The 17612-nt window shown below is 43.5% G+C and carries 19 protein-coding genes and 1 pseudogene; 13 read left to right on the top strand and 7 right to left on the bottom strand.

The features are described from left to right. Positions 1–185 precede the first annotated feature (185 nt). The gene (locus ACSQ8P_RS35130) at positions 186–509 is read left to right on the top strand and encodes a hypothetical protein (RefSeq protein WP_436239367.1); all 324 of its coding nucleotides are present in this window, start codon (positions 186–188) and stop codon (positions 507–509) included. A gap of 88 nt (positions 510–597) precedes the next feature. On the opposite strand, the gene ACSQ8P_RS35125 is transcribed toward ACSQ8P_RS35130, so the two are convergent. Together ACSQ8P_RS35125 and ACSQ8P_RS35120 are read right to left on the bottom strand one after the other, a co-directional pair. Continuing rightward, positions 598–1320 carry a YheC/YheD family protein gene (locus ACSQ8P_RS35125; RefSeq protein WP_436239366.1) on the bottom strand — a complete coding sequence of 241 codons (723 nt, stop codon included), beginning with the start codon at positions 1318–1320 and terminating at the stop codon, positions 598–600. A 110-nt stretch (positions 1321–1430) separates the two neighbouring features. Beyond that, entirely contained in the window at positions 1431–2699 is a 1269-nt protein-coding gene (locus ACSQ8P_RS35120) for a saccharopine dehydrogenase NADP-binding domain-containing protein (RefSeq protein WP_436239677.1), read from the bottom strand. A 212-nt stretch (positions 2700–2911) separates the two neighbouring features. Between ACSQ8P_RS35120 and ACSQ8P_RS35115 the strand changes: the two genes are divergently transcribed. Next, positions 2912–4237 carry a nucleotide sugar dehydrogenase gene (locus ACSQ8P_RS35115; RefSeq protein ID WP_436239365.1) on the top strand — a complete coding sequence of 442 codons (1326 nt, stop codon included), beginning with the start codon at positions 2912–2914 and terminating at the stop codon, positions 4235–4237. 39 nt (positions 4238–4276) lie between these two features. Here ACSQ8P_RS35115 and ACSQ8P_RS35110 read toward each other — a convergent pair whose 3' ends face one another. Beyond that, positions 4277–4954, bottom strand: a complete 678-nt coding sequence (locus tag ACSQ8P_RS35110) for a GT-D fold domain-containing glycosyltransferase (RefSeq protein WP_436239364.1) — start codon at positions 4952–4954, stop codon at positions 4277–4279. Positions 4955–5132: 178 nt separating this feature from the next. Here ACSQ8P_RS35110 and ACSQ8P_RS35105 point away from each other — a divergent pair, with 178 nt between their 5' ends. The 8 genes and pseudogenes from ACSQ8P_RS35105 to ACSQ8P_RS35070 all read left to right on the top strand — a co-directional run bounded on the left by ACSQ8P_RS35105 (position 5133) and on the right by ACSQ8P_RS35070 (position 10397). Further along, positions 5133–5918: a glycosyltransferase gene (locus tag ACSQ8P_RS35105; protein WP_436239363.1), complete on the top strand. Its 786-nt coding sequence runs from the start codon at positions 5133–5135 to the stop codon at positions 5916–5918. Continuing rightward, the gene (locus ACSQ8P_RS35100; RefSeq protein WP_436239362.1) at positions 5919–6998 is read left to right on the top strand and encodes a glycosyltransferase; all 1080 of its coding nucleotides are present in this window, start codon (positions 5919–5921) and stop codon (positions 6996–6998) included. Between the two features lie 168 nt (positions 6999–7166). Next, positions 7167–7493, top strand: a complete 327-nt coding sequence (locus ACSQ8P_RS35095) for a YciI family protein (RefSeq protein WP_436239361.1) — start codon at positions 7167–7169, stop codon at positions 7491–7493. 169 nt (positions 7494–7662) lie between these two features. Then, positions 7663–8217: a PadR family transcriptional regulator gene (locus ACSQ8P_RS35090; RefSeq protein ID WP_436239360.1), complete on the top strand. Its 555-nt coding sequence runs from the start codon at positions 7663–7665 to the stop codon at positions 8215–8217. Then, positions 8214–9056, top strand: a complete 843-nt coding sequence (locus ACSQ8P_RS35085) for a CPBP family glutamic-type intramembrane protease (protein WP_436239359.1) — start codon at positions 8214–8216, stop codon at positions 9054–9056. The genes ACSQ8P_RS35090 and ACSQ8P_RS35085 overlap by 4 nt, the downstream gene beginning before the upstream one ends. A 10-nt stretch (positions 9057–9066) precedes the next feature. Continuing rightward, positions 9067–9291: pseudogene (locus ACSQ8P_RS35080) on the top strand (YdeI/OmpD-associated family protein); the annotation flags it as partial. Continuing rightward, complete coding sequence (locus tag ACSQ8P_RS35075; protein ID WP_436239358.1) at positions 9275–9883, top strand: class I SAM-dependent methyltransferase; 609 nt, start codon at positions 9275–9277, stop codon at positions 9881–9883. The pseudogene ACSQ8P_RS35080 and the gene ACSQ8P_RS35075, both read left to right, overlap by 17 nt. Before the next feature lie 52 nt (positions 9884–9935). After that, positions 9936–10397, top strand: coding sequence for a phage tail protein (locus tag ACSQ8P_RS35070; RefSeq protein WP_436239357.1), 462 nt, complete (start codon positions 9936–9938; stop codon positions 10395–10397). Positions 10398–10582: 185 nt separating this feature from the next. On the opposite strand, the gene ACSQ8P_RS35065 is transcribed toward ACSQ8P_RS35070, so the two are convergent. The 3 genes from ACSQ8P_RS35065 to ACSQ8P_RS35055 form a co-directional block, all read right to left on the bottom strand. After that, a complete protein-coding gene (locus ACSQ8P_RS35065) occupies positions 10583–11044 on the bottom strand; it encodes a VOC family protein (protein WP_436239356.1) in 462 nt (153 codons plus the stop codon). Positions 11045–11164: 120 nt separating this feature from the next. Beyond that, positions 11165–12064 (bottom strand): helix-turn-helix domain-containing protein, encoded by a 900-nt coding sequence (locus ACSQ8P_RS35060; protein ID WP_436239355.1) that lies wholly within the window; start codon positions 12062–12064, stop codon positions 11165–11167. A gap of 141 nt (positions 12065–12205) precedes the next feature. Then, positions 12206–12394: a TetR family transcriptional regulator C-terminal domain-containing protein gene (locus tag ACSQ8P_RS35055; protein WP_436239354.1), complete on the bottom strand. Its 189-nt coding sequence runs from the start codon at positions 12392–12394 to the stop codon at positions 12206–12208. Positions 12395–12461: 67 nt separating this feature from the next. Between ACSQ8P_RS35055 and ACSQ8P_RS35050 the strand changes: the two genes are divergently transcribed. From ACSQ8P_RS35050 to ACSQ8P_RS35040, 3 genes are all read left to right on the top strand, one after another. After that, positions 12462–13283 carry a DUF4405 domain-containing protein gene (locus tag ACSQ8P_RS35050; protein WP_436239353.1) on the top strand — a complete coding sequence of 274 codons (822 nt, stop codon included), beginning with the start codon at positions 12462–12464 and terminating at the stop codon, positions 13281–13283. A gap of 175 nt (positions 13284–13458) precedes the next feature. After that, the gene (locus ACSQ8P_RS35045) at positions 13459–15108 is read left to right on the top strand and encodes a stalk domain-containing protein (protein WP_436239352.1); all 1650 of its coding nucleotides are present in this window, start codon (positions 13459–13461) and stop codon (positions 15106–15108) included. 252 nt (positions 15109–15360) lie between these two features. After that, positions 15361–17127, top strand: coding sequence for a CotH kinase family protein (locus tag ACSQ8P_RS35040; RefSeq protein ID WP_436239351.1), 1767 nt, complete (start codon positions 15361–15363; stop codon positions 17125–17127). Between the two features lie 85 nt (positions 17128–17212). Here ACSQ8P_RS35040 and ACSQ8P_RS35035 read toward each other — a convergent pair whose 3' ends face one another. After that, on the bottom strand, positions 17213–17566 hold the full coding sequence (locus tag ACSQ8P_RS35035) for a DoxX family protein (protein ID WP_436239350.1): 354 nt from the start codon (positions 17564–17566) through the stop codon (positions 17213–17215). Positions 17567–17612 lie beyond the last annotated feature (46 nt).

Raw genomic sequence — 17612 nt, 5'->3', positions numbered from 1 at the left:
GTTCTCGAACCACCTGTTTAACTACAAGGGTGGTTCTTTTTGTTTGAGGTACAGCATCATAAGCTGCCGTATCCCCGCGACCACCGGACAAACGCACTTTTTTTTCTTGTACACATGTATACCATACCAAAAACGATTCAATTGCATTTAATGAACTATATCAAAAAAAAAGGGAGGTTTTGAGGATGGGAAATAGAGGACCTGGCGGTTATGACCCCGTTCAGATCTTTAACTCTACTTCGTTTAATGCGTTTGGAAAAGTTGAATATGCATCCATCTTTTGTAGTGACGACAATTATGATGTTCAGCGTGACGAGACTTGGAGAGCTTCTAGCCGTGGAGTCTGTTTGGTGACTAGAATCACCGCAACGGTTAAAACGCCGAGTGGAAATATTGAAGCGGAGCCTTATACTTCTTCCGGCACTTCTTTCAGCCAGTTTGCCATTATACAGGTAGGGGTAAATAGGTTCCAAGTGACACGCGTTGTAAGTGCGAGTAGACGTAAGTGAAATCCCATGCGGGGCATGATCAAGAATAGGTACCGAACATGAAAAGACGACAGGCCAAAGATAAAAGGCAGGTCGTCTTTTTTTCGCTTTAATGTTTCTTATACCATAATATTCTGCGATGCATCGAGGAATCTTTCAAGAGCCGGAAAGGGCGCAAGTCCGGTTGATAATTGCCTTCGATGATCCAAATCCGACGTTCCTTGTCGATGCCTATATCGAACCCGACTTGTCTAAGTTTGGGGTAACGCTCTTCCAGTCGTTTGGCAGCCAATAGTGCGATCTGTTCCACTTTGACAAGCAAGCTCCGATCTCCGATTCGGGCTAATTTTAGCGCCTCAAGCACTGGAATGGTGCGGCTAGTCACATTCGTGACTAGATATCCTTGCGCCGCGACTTTCGCGTATGAGCCTGTCACGTTCCAAGTGGATGAAGAGCCTTTTTTTCGCTGAGCCATTATCCGAATGTCGAACGGCTTGTGCCCAATTTGAGCAAGCTGCAGACGCCTTTGGACAATATATCCACGACCTCTATTTTTTTTGCGGAGCAATTTGAGTAACTTATCAGTGTCTCTCATGGTGACCGCATTCTTTTCGTTATGAATACGATAGGCGTTCGCACCGTTCCGTTTAATGAACAGGATATCCCTTCCGTAACTCCCGTCGCGAGGTTTCAGTACGACGCTTTGATATTGAAGCAGCATCTTCGATAAAACGTTTTTCTTAAGCAACTGTGTCTCTGGCAACCGTCCAGCAAGAGAAGACCCCTTGCGAAGGATGTGATATTGCAACCATTTGTCTCTTTTAATTAACATTAGAATCACAGCCTTTTTCAATCTTTTACGGTAATTCTAAGTCAAATTGGTGATCAGCATAAGTGACTATCCGTCTATATTACCGGCTTTCTCCTTTTGATCACGATCAGTTATATAGTCCATTTCAATCTTTGATGAAGTAATCCATCAGAGTCTTTATTTTCTCCCACGACAAAGTCGGTCATATGGTACGTTAGATATTCTCCGTACTTGCTTTCGGTGTTGAGCAGGAGCTCATGAACATTATAAATACCTACAGGAATATCATCTAGGATTAGGCTGGCCAAGCCTGCATAAATGCCGCATGCGACTTGAAAATACGTGGCATTCGTTTTGTACTTAGCATAAATGTCACTACTTTTCATCGAATTGTACATAAACTTTTCCATATCCTCGTAAACCAAAAGAACACCAACGAGGTCTTCACCTTCAACCTTGCCTTTTTCTGGATCAATTATGCACTGGTTCCAATCCCATAAATCGTCTACATGATCTATATTGTTTCGGATTAATTCCGTTGTATATTCACTGACACGATAAATAAATCCAATCTGTATATCAAATATTTCACCTAGTGTTAGTACTTCTTCATGCGGCATCAGACATCCGTAAAATTCCTTGTCTCCTAGCCTTACTTTGTATTCCATCGCATAGACTTCTTCATAAAAATAATGAGGCAAATGATTATGGACAAACATCGGATAGCTTAATATTGATTCATCCAGGAAACATTCGACCGACCAAGAAGTGTAGATGGTGTTAGGTTCGATTAATGTTTGGTCTGCAAAAAAGGAAGTATCATGCTCAACAATGTAGCAGGCTAAAGGTTTTTTGTCTGGATTTTCTTGCATCAGTTTTAGAGCCATCCATTGTACGACACCGGGATTCATACCCGAGCATGTAATGGCCGTTGTATGGGTAAAATCAGTTTTTCTAGATTTATATCTAAGATATCGCTCTGCAAGGGGAAAACCGTATAGACTCTCGTCCTCATCGACCTGCGCATTCTCAAGGGCTGAATTGACGTACAATATGCCTAATTCGTTACAGCAGTTAAGCATCTCAATAGTATCGGCCCATGATACATCAATGACTACTTCTGTATTTGTCTTAGTAAGGTGTTTCCGAAAGTCGCTTACATTCGTAAGATCTAGCTGGTGGAGCTTGATTTGATTCGAAAGATGGGGGAATAGTTGATCAAAATATGCTTTATCCTTTTGATTGATATCAATGAGGTGAAGTTGCGAATGGATAATGACAGGGTGTATAGGGTCATTTTTATCTTGAACGGATTGATTTAGAATGGCTAACACCGCTTTAGCAGCACCTCCGCTGCTGCCTAATATCGTAATGGAAGAGGGTCTTGTACAATTCAACATCTCATCACTTCCTTCAAAGTTATTCATGCTGTATGTATAAATATATGATTCTACTAATTGCAACGTAAGTGCTACTACCCATTAACAAGAAAGATAGATCATGTTTTGTAGGAGTGATATTACGATTTTGGTTTAATAGGAAAGCGTACAAGCCGATCAAGCTCCCTTTCATATACTAGTTTGGAAGACTAGATTGAAAGGGTGGATGGGGAGTGACGAGCAGGAAGGACTTGGGTCAAACGGAGCCAAGAATGCGAACCGCAGCCGTAATCGGGCTTGGGTATGTTGGACTTCCGTTGGTTTTGCATCTGTTGAGGAAGGACTTCCGGATTGTGGGCTATGATTTGGATGTCCGAAAGATCTCCTCACTAAAAGCAGGCAAGAGTTATATTGCGGAGATTGAGGATTCAGAAATTATGGAGGCCCTATCGACTGGGCGGTTGGTACTGACGGATCGATATCAAGAAATGGGGGATGCGGAAGCCTTCATCGTGTGTGTGCCCACTCCTCTCAGTGATAGGGGGACGCCGGATTTAAGCTACTTAACACAGGCCGTTTCCGAGATCAGCCGGTTAGTTCCCAAAGGGAAGTTGATCGTCCTGGAGAGCTCAACCTATCCCGGTACGACAAGGGAGGTTGTTGCCCCGATTTTAGAGCGAATCGGACTTACCGTCGGGCAGGACGTTTATTTGGCCTACTCCCCGGAGAGAATTGATCCCGGGAACAAGGATTATCCTTGTCACATGATCCCGAAGGTCGTGAGCGGGATGACGCCGACCTGTTTAAGGCAGGTTGAGGAGCTCTACAGAGGTGTATTTCCCCAGATTCATTCGGTCTCCTCCGTAGAATCAGCTGAAATGGCGAAAATCATGGAGAACGCTTATCGATTGATCAACATCTCCTTCGTGAATGAGCTGGCCATAATTTGCGATGAGCTGAATTTGGATATTTGGGAGGTCATCGAAGCAGCCAAGACAAAGCCATTTGGTTTCTCCGGATTTTATCCCGGACCAGGGATCGGGGGACACTGCATTCCAGTGGATCCCATTTATTTAGAATGGAAACTTCAACAATATGGTATGGGTTCCGGATTCATTCAGCTCTCGCAGACCATCAATCACCGGATGCCTCAATATATTGCCGGACAAGTTCAAAAGCTTCTAGATACGAAGTCACTGCAGGATGCTCGGATTCTGGTCTACGGGATAGCGTACAAGAAAGATATTGCTGATTCGCGGGAGTCTTCGGCTCTTCACCTTCTGCAAGTTCTTCGAAGCATGGGGGCTAACGCCGTCTATCACGATCCCTATATCCCAAACGTAAAGGTGGATGGGGAGATATGGAACAGCGTGGAGATAACTATCGAGCTCTTGGCTGAGATGGATGCTGTGATCTTGGCTACGGACCATTCCTGTATTCCTCTTTCGCTGCTCCTTGAGCATGCGAAGCTTGTATACGACACACGAAATGCGACAGACGGCTATGATGGTATAGCAAAGGCAAGGGTTGTCCGCTTAGGAGGCGGAGGTGTTTCATAAGGGTGGATATAAAAAGGGACCGGCCAATTAGGCTGGTCCTTATAGGTTTTTATGCCATTGGCCGAAATCGAGGGCGACCTTTCTAGATATCCTTGCGATTTTAGGGGCGAGAATGACAGCGCTCACTCCAGTAGAGATTAGAACCAAGTCGAATGAATGCCTTAAGATCTTGACTTTATCGAGGGTTTGGCCGATCTGTTTGTAATGAGTAAAGGGGATGATCCCGACAACGTTCAATCCTCGTTTTTCCAAAATATTCTTCATGTTCTTAGCGTGCTGGCTGATGATGAGGATTCGTCTTCCCTTAAGCATTCCCCAGAATGCCTTGTCCCGCGGGGCGTACCGATTAATGCAGGCGTTGCACGTAAAGAGAGGAGAAAGCCGGAAGTGGGCGAACACTCTATTGGTCAGTGGACGCTTTAGACGCCGCGGTGCCCGAATTAAGGTATCACTTGGTGACAACACACCCACAACGGTAGCTCTCTTTATCTCGGTCACCATCTGATTGCGTAGCCGAAGGCTTGGAAGGGTTACTCCCTTCTCTTTAGCCTTAACGGCCCAAGGCTCCTTCAGCACTTGTTTAATGGACCAAACCGAGCTTTGAGCCAAACAAATATTCTCACCATCTCCGATTCGAACCAGGGAAAACGGTTGTTTATGATCCATGGCATACCGGATTCTTGCGTATGTCTGTCCCCGGGTTAAAAGGGTCGGCATTCCATCATCGCTCCTCTTCCATCATATATTTGTTTATCATATGATCCTACCTGCTGATCGTTTGGGTTCGACTTTATTCATGCCGGAAATCCGCATTTATCCGTATAACTGAACCTTCCTTGTATAGCAGGAATAGCATATATTTCAGGTACAAACTAAGGAAGAAGGGGGCTGTGCAGTGAAGGCTAAGAAGCTGTTGCATCCAAAAGTGGGCGTTACGGTAATTTCGGTGACGAATAAACCTGACTTTATGAAGAATCTCTTTCGCAATTACCGTCATCAGTCATTGGACCGCCGGGAATTAATCATCGTCTTGAACCACGACAGCATGAATTCCGCCGCGTACCGGGAATATGCAAGTCGTTTGGGAATACGGGCTTCCGTTTTTCAGCTTCCAGAGAGGGCATCCTTGGGAGAATGCCTGAACTACGGAATTCAGAGAGGACGCTATAAGTACATCGCCAAGTTCGATGACGATGACTACTATGGACCTGACTATTTGGCGGAAGCGGTTCACATGGCGGAGAGCACAGGAGCGGATCTAATCGGAAAGAACCGATTCTACATGTATATGGTCAGAACGAAGCAGCTTCTCCTATTGAGGAAGGGGCGGAAGGACTCCGTAGCAGGGGCGACCCTGGTATTCAGGCGAAGCGTTTTTCCACGCGTTAGATTTAAAAGAATGCGGGCGGGCTCTGATATGAAATTTCTTCAGGATATTTGGAAGCAGGGCGGTGTGGTGCGCTCTACGAGCCATCATCATTATGCCGCCATTCGCCGAGCAGATCAATCCAGGCATACCTGGAAAATTGATAGGACCACGATGCGGAAATTGAGGGCGGTTGCCATAGCACGGACTGAAAATTATGAGAGCATCGTACGAGGCGTCAAACGTAATCAGAAAGTGAGACATTTATTGCTAAGTTCTACAATCAACTTTTCTCAAAGCGGGGAGGACGCTTAAATGGTAGATTCAACGCCTGGGCGAAGGCTTGCTGTAATCGATTCTAATTTCCCATGGAAGCAAAGTGGATTTAGGTATTGGGAAAATTATGAAATATACCGACAACGGCCTGATACTTTGTTCTTTGCCACCAAGCCATATACGGATTGGAGGGGCTACCCAGTGCCGGATAGCTTCCCGGTGATCGTGCACCCTTTTTCGCAGCTTGTTGACCAAATTTATTCCGAAAAAATAACCGACATTTATTGTGTATTTTTGAGTATGGCTCTCAACTTAATCGGTAAAAGCTGCCTTCCTAACGGTTATACGGTTCTCGGGTCCAATAGTGAGCTGAACATATTGCCGGTAATAATGGATCGGCAATTAAAGCTTCATACGACCATCTATCCAGGTGGCGGATTGACTACAACTACGCCAATTGAGATAAGCAAATTGGACTCTTATTATTCTACGATTTTTTCCAACGTTCAAGAGGTGCTTAAACAATATCCCGGCAGTGTTTATGTTCCCGGTATGATCAACTCAGAGTTCTACAGTCTACTCCCGAAACCGAAAACTCCGCCGATTAGATTGGTATTTTCAGCGCATCAAGGCGTGCGTAAAAATTTCCCTCATATGGCCGAAGCTTTCAACCAGCTCGACGAAAGCTTTCATCTTGATATTGTAGGTGACTGGGAAAACTATTTGCACTTGTTGACCAACAATAACTTTACCTTTCACGGTTTATTGGGGCCTGAGAAGCTCCGAGATATATATCATCAAGCTCATGTGTTCATTAGTTGCAGCACAATGGACCTTTCGGGGATGGACGGGTTTCCGACTACGGCTGCCGGCGATGCCATGTCGACCGGGTGCCTGTTGGTTTCAAGCAATCCTCGTCGCGATAGTTTTGTGTTGTTGAGCGGCGTGGACTATCTTGAAATCAACGAAACCAGAAGGTTGGTCGACATTCTATGGTGGATAAAGGATCATTTCAACGAAGCGATGGTCATCGGCGGCAACGGTACCAGTAAAATCAGATCCTATTATGATTCCAAGGTAGTTGTATCAAGGAAACTAGAGGTTATGGGATTGATTTAAAAGGGTATGTCTAAGAGATGCGTTCAAGAACAATTTAATGTTCTTGGACGCTTCTTTATTATGGTCTGGTTTTTCGTGTTGCTTGCATTTCTAAAGGAATTTATGGAATAATTTTTAAAGAGTGTCTTGGTATGAACAACAAATTTAGGGTAATGGAGGTTTTTCGTAATGTCAGATAACACGGCAAGCAACAATCCGGGAAAAATGCACTTCATGTTATGGTCTACGCCGCCAAGAACAACTTTTCATCAGGATATGACCGTAGAAGAACGGAACATTATGCACCAACACATCGCCTATTGGACGGATAAGCAGAATCAGGGGATTGCTTTGGTTTTTGGACCTGTTCGAAAACCGAACGATCCTCATGGACTCGCCATCATTGAGGTTGAGAATGCAGATCAAGTCCCAAAACTTATCGCAGAAGATCCTGCCGTTATCGCGGGAGTAATGAGCACAGACTTTTATCCAATGATGGCAGTCTTACCGAAATAACACGTTTACTTATAATTAGGGAATCCCTCGGGGTTCCCTTGTTTGCTTTCGAGTCGATGTTCAGCAGGAAAATTAGAAAACATTTACAGGGCAAATTTAAGATGGTATGCTTATTCATAAATAGTTCTAGTAGATATATCTATACGAAACAAGAATGGTGGAATACAATATGCAGGACAAAATCATTTTAGGGCTACTGCTAGACGGTGATAAGTCGTCTTATGATCTGAAGAAAAGCATGGAATCAAGCACGGGATTCTTCTACAATTCCAGTCAAGGCAGCATACAACCGGCTTTGAAAAAGCTCATCCAGAATGGGCATATTCAGGTAACGGAGGAGCATCGAGGAGCAAGAATCAAGAAGGTTTACTCGGTCACGGAGGAGGGGGAGAAGGCGTTTCTGCAGTGGGCTGGCGAGCCGATCGCGTTAGACAAACCCAGAGATCCCGCGCTCGTCAAAATGTTTTTCTTCAACTATGTCGAAGATCACCAAAAACTTGTGCTTGTTGAAGCATACTTGCGTGAAATCGAGACGGTCGAGACGACGTTGAAAATGATTCAGCAAATGAACCGTGAACAGATCGGGAATAATAGGGAGCTATTGAAAAATCCGAAAGTGAAAAGCAGATTGGATACGTTGGAGTTCGGATCGGAGTATTATGCTTTCTTGAAGGAGTGGTACGGGAAGTACCTAAAGAAAATTAAAGAGGAGATGGAGCATTGAAGGCAAAGGAAAACAAGACGCTAAGGAATATCATCATTTTTTCTATTATTGCATTAAGCTGCGGGTGGATTGGACGTCTGGTGGATTTGCAAGTTGGAACGGATGAAAACGGCAGCCTCGGACAGCTGATTTGGATCGTGTCACCGCTTCTGTGCATGGTGATTTTGCGCAGTTGGATGGGAGACGGGTGGAAAGATTTCGGTATTCATCCTCGATTTAAGAGAAGCATATTTCTGTATATGTTCAACATCCTATTCTTTCCCTTCATGGCAACAGTAATTATCGGAATAAGTCTGGCATCCGGGTGGGCGGATATGCCTCCGTCATCTTCAACCTATTTAGCGGCATTCGGCATGGCACTCCTACCTAGCTTCTTCAAAAACATTTTCGAGGAGTTTGCTTGGAGGGGCTATATGGCTCCGAAGCTGTTCACGCTTGGATATAACCGGTTTCTCGTTCATATGGCCGTTGGAGTGATTTGGGGGGCGTGGCATTTCCCATATTTGTTTATGTTCGTGGACACCACGGAAAGCATGATCACTTATATCCCTCGCATGATGATTGGTGTGATCGCTATGTCGATTCTGTATGGCGAGATTCTGTTGATGACTAGAAGCGTCTGGCCAGCTGTCGTTATGCACACGATGGGGAATGCCTTCATTGATACTTTGATATTGGAAAAATTCATTCATATACATGAGGAGTTTAGTATTGTGGCCATGCCCAGTCCGGAAGGAGTGCTGACCATTGCTTTGACGGGGCTTGCTGGGCTATGGGTATATAAGAGAAGAAGAAGGAACATTTCTGAGTTTCCTACTCAACCAAAGTTCCCAGCCTAAATTGCAAGTATTAAATAAAGAACGTGTCCGCCGCCTCGAAAAGTTAGGGTTCATGAGAGACGAAGGAAGAATGGTTCTTCCTGATATGAGTGACGATTCTTTCAGAATAGATGAAGTTATAGAGCATAAGAATCAGCCAGAATTATTTAAGAGCAGATTGGACAAATTCATAACAAATACGAGAGAAAACAAAATGTACGGTCAATGGAGCGATAATAATGGGAAATACGGATAAGTTTGAAATGATAGCTAATGTATATGACACGCCTGAAAGAATTCAAATTGCAAAGGTATCATCAGATGCCATTCGTGAATATGTAGTTGACGCTACTAGTAAGAATGCTATTGATTTTGGGTGTGGAACTGGTCTTGTTGGAATGAACTTGTTAAACGATTTTAACTCTTTGCTTTTTCTGGACACTTCACAAAACATGATTAATCAAATAAAGCAGAAAATTTCTGGTTTACATATTCAGCATGCAGATACGTTATGCTTTGATTTTGAAAAGGAAGGTCTATCTGAGTTACATGCTGATTATATTTTTATGGCTCAGGTTCTACTCCATATTCCTGATGTAGAATTCGTTTTATCCAGATTATTCGATGTTCTCAATGAGGGAGGACATTTACTAATCGTGGATTTTGATAAAAATGAAAAAGTAGTTTCAGAGATGGTTCATAACGGATTTAATCAAGAAAAGCTAACTGAGATTATGACGAAAATAGGGTACAGGAATATTCAATCCAAAACTTTTTATCATGGAAGTAAAATATTCATGGGACAAGATGCCTCCATGTTTATTCTTGATTCTCAACGTTTATATTGAATTCATTTTTGATATAATAATAGGAAATAGTGAGAGAAAACGAGGGATGGAAATGTCGTATATTGTTGATTTTAAAAATGTGTCTACGGTAGGTTTAGAGTCTTCACCTGTAGTAGAAGCGCTTGCTGGTTTACGTGCGAATGAAGCGCGTTACTTTATGAACAAATACAAACATGAATTTACGGTTGTGCCAGCTAGCGAAAGCCAGGAGAATCTTGATTATGTGAACCGCATTTTGAAAGAACGTGATATTGCGTTCGCGGCCAAACCGTTAGAGACATCGCGTTTTCAAGTGGAAAATATCCAATTTACCTACGTCTTTTATGAGGATGGTCTTAGCGTCAATGTCATGTATACCGTTGATGACCCTAAGAAGCGGGCCGTTGGTTTTAAGCTTTCTGAAGGAATGGAGATTCCAAAGGAGTTAGAAGCGAAGTTTAAGTTTGCTAGACAGAAGTCTAAACTAGCTGGAACCATTCGGGGCTCGTTTTTTGTAATTAAAGGTGAATATTAAAGTAACTATTGTAACATGCAGGGGAGGTAAAGTTACGCTCCATCTCTGAACTTGAACGGAAGGAGAGAGGCGATATGCCTCTCTTTTTGTTCTATACGCAAGAATAAAGTTTGGTAGTTACGCATAAGGCTATGGGGGAGAAACGATGGGTAGTTGCCCTTTTTGAATAGATGCTGACGTACGGGCTATTCCTCTACCTTTTCCTGAGCCAACTCGAAAATATTACCCCATGGATCGGTGAAAAATGCGAGGCGGCGACGGATGGCATCCAAGTCAAAAGGCTCCCCGATTAGACTGACCCCTTTGGAATTCAAATACGCAATTGCTTCATCCACGTTGTTCACGGTCATGCAGAGGTGATGGTAACCGGCTTTATACATACTGCTGTTAATATCATTGTAAATGGGAGCGTCACTTACCTCTCCGTCTCCAATAATTTCAAAGTAAAAGGAGTCGTCTTGGGGCGGGGCGACATAAGCAAGCTGCAGCTCTCCAAACGGCCATTCTTGAATGACACGGAAGCCCAGCTTCTCCACGTACCAACTCTTTGCAGCCTCATAGTCTGGCACGCGGATAGCGATATGATGACCTTTCAGTGAAGCGATAGGGTTGGCAACAGAATCCTGCCGAAGGTTAGAGTTAGACATGATTTTTCCTCCTTGGGTTCAATAGGACTAGACTTGAATAGGTACATTTATAAATGTAACAGATGGTTGCGCCCTATACTTTGTTCGGAGGTCCAAATCAGTTGTTCATTCAGCTCAAGTTCATTCTTGTTTTGGCGGTTGTTTGAGTGCGGAAGGTGGGATTCCAAATCTCAGTTTAAACACTTTGGAGAAGTGTGAGACATTCTCAAAACCCGTTGAGAAGCAAACTTCAGTTACGGATAAGGACGAATGGATCAGCATTTCTTTGGCTCTATCCAATCGGCGGTTTCGTATCCACTGGAGTGGGGAGGTATTATAGACAGCTTTAAAATCACGTTTGAAAGAGGACAGGCTTCGTCCAGATAAGTAGGCAAGATCATGCAAGGTTACAGGATTTGTAATATTTGCATCAACGACGTCCTTGATGCTTTTTCGTTCTTGGCGCTTGATTATCTGGGAAAGTTCAGATAGGAAAATATCATTTCTATCGGCTATGCCAAATAATAATTCTAATAACTTTACCTTAACTAACCCATCTCTAATCCGTTCCGGTTCATTGAAATACGGTTTCAATGATTCCAGATAGCTGAAGAGTCTATCATCGATCGTATGTACAGATACTGGGCCCAGTGTCCTAACTACTGAGGAAGGAGTATAATCTGTTAGCTTCATAAACTCGTTAATTAATTCATCATTTAATAAGAACATCATATAGTTGAGTACATAATCGGAGTTGGGTTCCCCGCTCTTTTCATATTGGATCGCAATAGATTTATGGATCAGCACCATTTCATGCTTGTGTACCGTATGCACCTCAGTTCCAAACCGTACGGTATATACCCCTTCAATTACGAATAAGAGCATATGGTCTTCAAGAAATAATGTGCCGGTGGCGCCTTCTGTACGGGTACAAGATTCGATGGCAGATAGTCCATTCATTCTTAATATTTTTTGTTGATGGTTTGGTGTTTGGGTTAGGATCTGAGATGTTTTTGTCAATCTACTCCAGGGTACAGCCAATGGACATGACTCCTTAAGGATATTTTTGTAGTCCATACTTAAATATCAAGTTTCTTTTGAAGATGCTCACTTCATGTAAAAAAAAGCAATTATGGAGAAGTTGCCTATTGTTCTCACTCTACCAGACCGAGAAGTATTTTTCTATTTCTTCATTTTTAGACGCGCACAAAGCTCCCGGAGATGAAGCATGACAATCCGCTCAACGGTCTCTGGTGTGTAGAGCTCTGGGCGAAGCAATGCAAGGATCGTCAGGCCTTCGACAACCGCAGCCAATCTAAATGTTTCGAGTTCAACGTCTACCGACTTCGGTTCGTTTTTCGTGCGCTTCACCCAATTTAAGATTCATTAAAGGTTCAAGCCGTATACTCCATACATTCAGATATGGAGGTTGAACGGAATGAAAAAAATCAATTTTGTAAAGTTTGCGCTTGATGTTGTTATGGGCTTATTGTTCGTCTTGTTTTTCAACAAAAATGTGTTGGGCGGGTTAGCGTTTCATGAAATTGCGGGCCTCTTTTTTGCCGGCGCATACATCACTCATATTCTTCTGAATTTGGGTTGGGTGAAGAGGGTCACTTTAAAGATGTTCGATCGCAGCTTGTCCTGGAGAGTGCGCGGCAGTTATGCGTTAAATTTGTTGTTGTTGGTTTCTATGACGTTCATTATCGTCAGCGGGATCATGGTTTCCCATGTGGTATTTCCAAATATTAACGTGGGCAATGAGGGTTGGTTTAAAATGACTCATATCTCGGTATCTTTCTTGGTGCTGGCGCTAGTCGGGATCCATGTCGGGCTTCATTGGCAGTGGGTCGTGAACATTTGTAAGAAAATGACCAACATAAAGAAGAGCCGAGCTTGGATGCGGTATGTTGCTCAAGGCTTGACTCTGATCGTTCTGCTATTCGGTCTCTACCAAATCAATCAGACATCGTTCGTTACGCATCTAAAAAGCTCGGTTTCGGCGTTCGGCGTGAACACGCAGCAAACAGGCTTCGGAGGCAAGGAGGCTTTCGGAGAACGAGGAGGAATGAGTGAAGGGAGGCCTTCCGGCGGAGAAGGTCAATCTGGATTCAAACGAGGAGAAAAGGGAGGTAACGTGAACGTCGTTACCGTTATTTTGACTTATACCGGCATCATGGCCGTGTTTGTCATTGTAGCCTATTATCTGAGAAAATTGAGCTTATACCGTAAGAAAAAAACAGTTGCAAACCAGAATTGAGGAGGGCAGCGAATTTTAGAATATGTGTAAATAAAGGTAGATAACCGATTGGTTGTCTACCTTTATTTACTAATCATAAAAAAGAAGGAAACCGGTCGAAAAAAATAGAATGTTAATAATTGGTATTTTTACCTAAGGGAATCTTATATGACAAACATGCAGGGAGAACTCATCTATGGTATATGGAAATAAGTTTTTAAAAGTGTTGCTTGGTCTTTTTATCATAGCTTCAGGGTTATTTATTGCTCAGCCACAAGCGGAGGCGGCCTCTTATTCTTCCTATTGGTATCCACAAGGAAAAGTAGGATTGATGAAACCAACGATCGTGTTTGAATTTGTAAAAAGTGATATTACACCCGAATTCAAAAGTTATACGATGAAAATCGACCAAGTCAAAGTAGATGCCCAATGGGATATAGGCAGAATGATCCTGTCTTATACACCATCAGCGGATTTAAAGCCAGGAGAGCATACCGTTAATATCGTATTGGAGCTTAAAGATGATGGCTATTTACCACTTGAGAAGAGTTGGACATTTCGTATTGACGAAAAAGCAATTTCTGACCTTCCTTCAAAACCTACGGCCCAGCAGTTAGAAGGCATTGAGGCGATAAACGATTACAGGGTTATGCATGGATTGAATCCCCTTACCTTCAATAAGAACCTAACGTATGCGGCAAAACTGCATGCTCAATATTTAGAAACTAACAAGGTTAGTGAATCTGGCGTATCGATGCACGAAGAAAATAGTAGTCTCCCCGGCTATATTGGAAGTAAGCTGTATGAGCGCGGTATGTATGCGTCGTATGCTGGTAATTTCTCAGAAGACGTATCTTACAATGGAAGCTCGCAAACGACGATTACACAAGCGATCGATGGTCTTTTCGATGCCCCTTATCACCGTACGCCGTTCTTAACGCTTGATGCCGTAGAAATTGGTCTCGATAAACAAGGTGATTATACGGTCATTGAATTTGGATTAACGAATGAATGGAACTCGCGATTAGTCGTTTCTCCGGCTCCTGGTGATCCCTATGTTCCGATTGGTTTTGATGGTCATGAGTCGCCGGACCCGATTCGAAACCATTCCGGTACAAAGTACCCTGTCGGTTATCCAATCATGGCTCAACTATCAGGAAGATTTGTTAGAGAAGTAAAATTGGTAGAATCCACGCTGACGGACAGCACGGGCCAGAAGCTTGACCTATTGCTGAATACGCCGCAAGACGACGATCATCTGCAGAACGAGGTAATGTTGATTCCGACGAAGCCGCTCTCCCCTGATACGGTCTACACAGCATACGTTAAATTGTCCGTCATTGAAGATAATCAACCCAAAATCTATGAAAAGAAGTGGGATTTTCGTACGGAACCTGTTGAGTATTTAGGGAAAGATAAATTACATAGCGATTCTTCCGAGTATTTGAAAAAAATGAATCAACCTGGCAAGTTGCCACATGTGGTTTCTTTTGGACTAACAGATAATAAATTCATCTTGGATGATGTTAAAGTGCCGATGAAGCAAAAGCCTATCATTAAAGAGGGGAGCTCATACCTTTGGATAAGAGATTTAGCAGGGGCACTCGGGGCATCCGTAGAATGGGACGATAAACAGAAAGCAGCTATATACACGAAACAAGGCAGAACCATTACACTCTTTACGACCAAAAGTGCATATGCGCTAAATGGAGTGGAAGTTGCGACAGATTCTCCAGCTATTTTGGACAACGATTCTACGATTATCCCAGTGAGACTGCTATCTGAAGTGCTTGGCGCTAAGGTAGAATATGAGGAACAAACACGAACGGTTAAAATTAGTTATTAACTCAACTTTCGTTACAAAGGCACGTACCAACCCGCATCAGTTGATGCGGGTTTTGTTGTTGATGGAGGTGTACCGCGGATTCAAGAACAGCAGGGATGAAAAGCGCAGCAATTCCATTTAAGCTCCATTAAAGGTTTAGAGTCTAAGCTATAGACATAGAGGCGAGATACTTGTGTGGGCAATACGGGATGTCGAGATAGTTACACAGCTGCTTCTGTACCCTCCAACCAAGAAAGAAAGGTGATGAGAATTGTGTTTAAACTAACAAAAATTATAATAATAGCGTTAACTGTAGTGGTTACTTCCATGCTGACCGGTTGCGCGATTCATACATCAAAAGACTCACAGGTGACAACCCTTGGATATGTGGATGAGTTTGATAAAAATAAAATCATGACATTTGGGATTACAGTAGATGAAACCAAATGGCAGGCCATGTTGGACAACGCGGCAGAAGAAGAATATATATCAGCAGACATTACTATTAATGGTATGACGATACAAAATGTTGGTATTCGCCCTAAAGGTAACTCGAGTCTCTCTTCGATCGTGCGAGATGAGACTACAGACCGTTACAGCTTCAAGATTAAGTTCGATGAGTATGTGGAGGGTCAAACATGGCTTGGTCTTGACAAAATCGTGCTTAACAACAATTTCTCCGATGCAACAAGCCTAAAGGAATACCTATCTTATGACATTATGTCTTATATCGGAGTAGATGCACCGCTATTTGCTTTCGCTGACATTTCGCTTAATGGCCAGACAAGGGGCTTTTATCTGGCTGTTGAGGATTTTGACAGCAGTTATCTTGAACGTGTTTATAACGATGAAGGCGAACTGTATAAGCCCGAATCCGATATGGGCGGCGGTGAGATGGGCGGAGGGCAGCTGCCGGATGGTGCAAAAGAGGGACAAGGCGTTACACCTCCTGTGGCAAATGAGAGTGTATCCGAAAAGTCCGCTTCGACGGCTCCAACCGCTCCAAATCCGACAACACAGAATCCTGTTCAAGCAATGCCTGACCGACAGAATGGCGGAGGGATGAGAGGCATGGCCAATAACGGTGTCTCCCTGCAATATACGGACGATCAGATCAGCAGTTATTCTGCTATCTTTGACAATGCGGCAACCAAAACAGAGGAAGCCGATCAGCAGCGCGTTATTGAAGCTTTGAAGAACCTAAGCGAAGGTAAAGAACTTGAAGCTAATGTTGATGTAGACGCAGTGCTAAGGTATTTTGCTGGCCATACCGCGGTCGTCAATCTCGACAGCTATGTTTCCAATATGGGGCACAACTATTACCTCTATGAGAACGAAGGACAGATCAATATCCTTCCTTGGGATTACAATCTTGCGTTTGGCGGTTTTCAGTCGGGCAACGCGTCGAATGTCGTAAACTTCCCTATCGACACCCCGGTTTCAGGCGTGAGCATGGAAGAGCGTCCGCTGCTTGCCAAATTACTTGAAGTACCCGAATATCTTGAAAAGTATCACGAGTATTTACAAGAGATCGTTAATGGTTATTTTACCGACGGTAAATTCGAGCAGACGGTTGATAAGCTAAGCTCGATGATATCCGAATATGTTAAAAACGATCCCACGGCGTTTTACGGCTTCGAGGAATTTGAAGCAGGAATTGTAGAACTGAAAGAGCTGGGAGCACTTCGGGCAGAGAGCATTCAAGGTCAGCTTAACGGGACAATACCATCGACGACGGAAGGTCAGAAGGAGGATCCAAGTACACTCATTGACGCATCAGCTGTAAATCTCCAAGCGCTCGGCTCTCAGAGTGGCGGAGGTGACCGCGGGGAAATGGGAGGTGCAGGCGGCCAAGGTGGTTTTCCCGGAATGAGTGGGCTTGATCGTGAAGTCATGCAACAGGCCATGCAGCTCATTCAGGATGCAGGAGGACAGATAACGGATGAAGTAAAAGCGAAGCTCGTTGTGCTGGGCCTAACTGAACAAATCACAATGGTATCACAAATGCGAAGTGGTCAACGTCCGAATGGTAGGAATTAATTTTCGTTTTGCTCTACAATTGCCGCAAGAGATCGTCGATAGCTGACGGTCTCTTTTCTTTTACAGCTTATTAATGCACGTCGTCTTAAAACCGACAGATTGTAATAAGTGCAGCTAACGAGAAGAACACAATGTTCACGCCGATTTCTCGATATTCCTTTCGTGAAACATGGAATAGGGCACCGAGAAGAACGACTGCAGCAAGTCCAGTTGCAGCAATTGGCGTCAAAATAGGTGCAATACTGGTCACCTGAGGCAGAATAAGTCCAATTGCCCCGATTAATTCAACTATCCCGATAAAAACAACGAACGCTTTTGAAACGTCTTTTACCCATCCCCAAGAGGCTTTGGCTTGTTCATACCTAAAGGCCTTCAACCAGCCAGAATAGACAAAACCTATAGCTGCGAGACCTTGAATGGTCCATAGTGCGATATCCATGAAAGGTGTAACCTCCTCATTACTTTTGACAACTCTACAGGTATAA

The sequence above is a fragment of the Paenibacillus sp. LjRoot153 genome (assembly GCF_964253085.1).
Lineage (GTDB): Bacteria > Bacillota > Bacilli > Paenibacillales > NBRC-103111 > Paenibacillus_E.
Note: the sequence above shows the minus strand (reverse complement) of the source record. Positions and strands in the feature narration are given on the sequence as shown.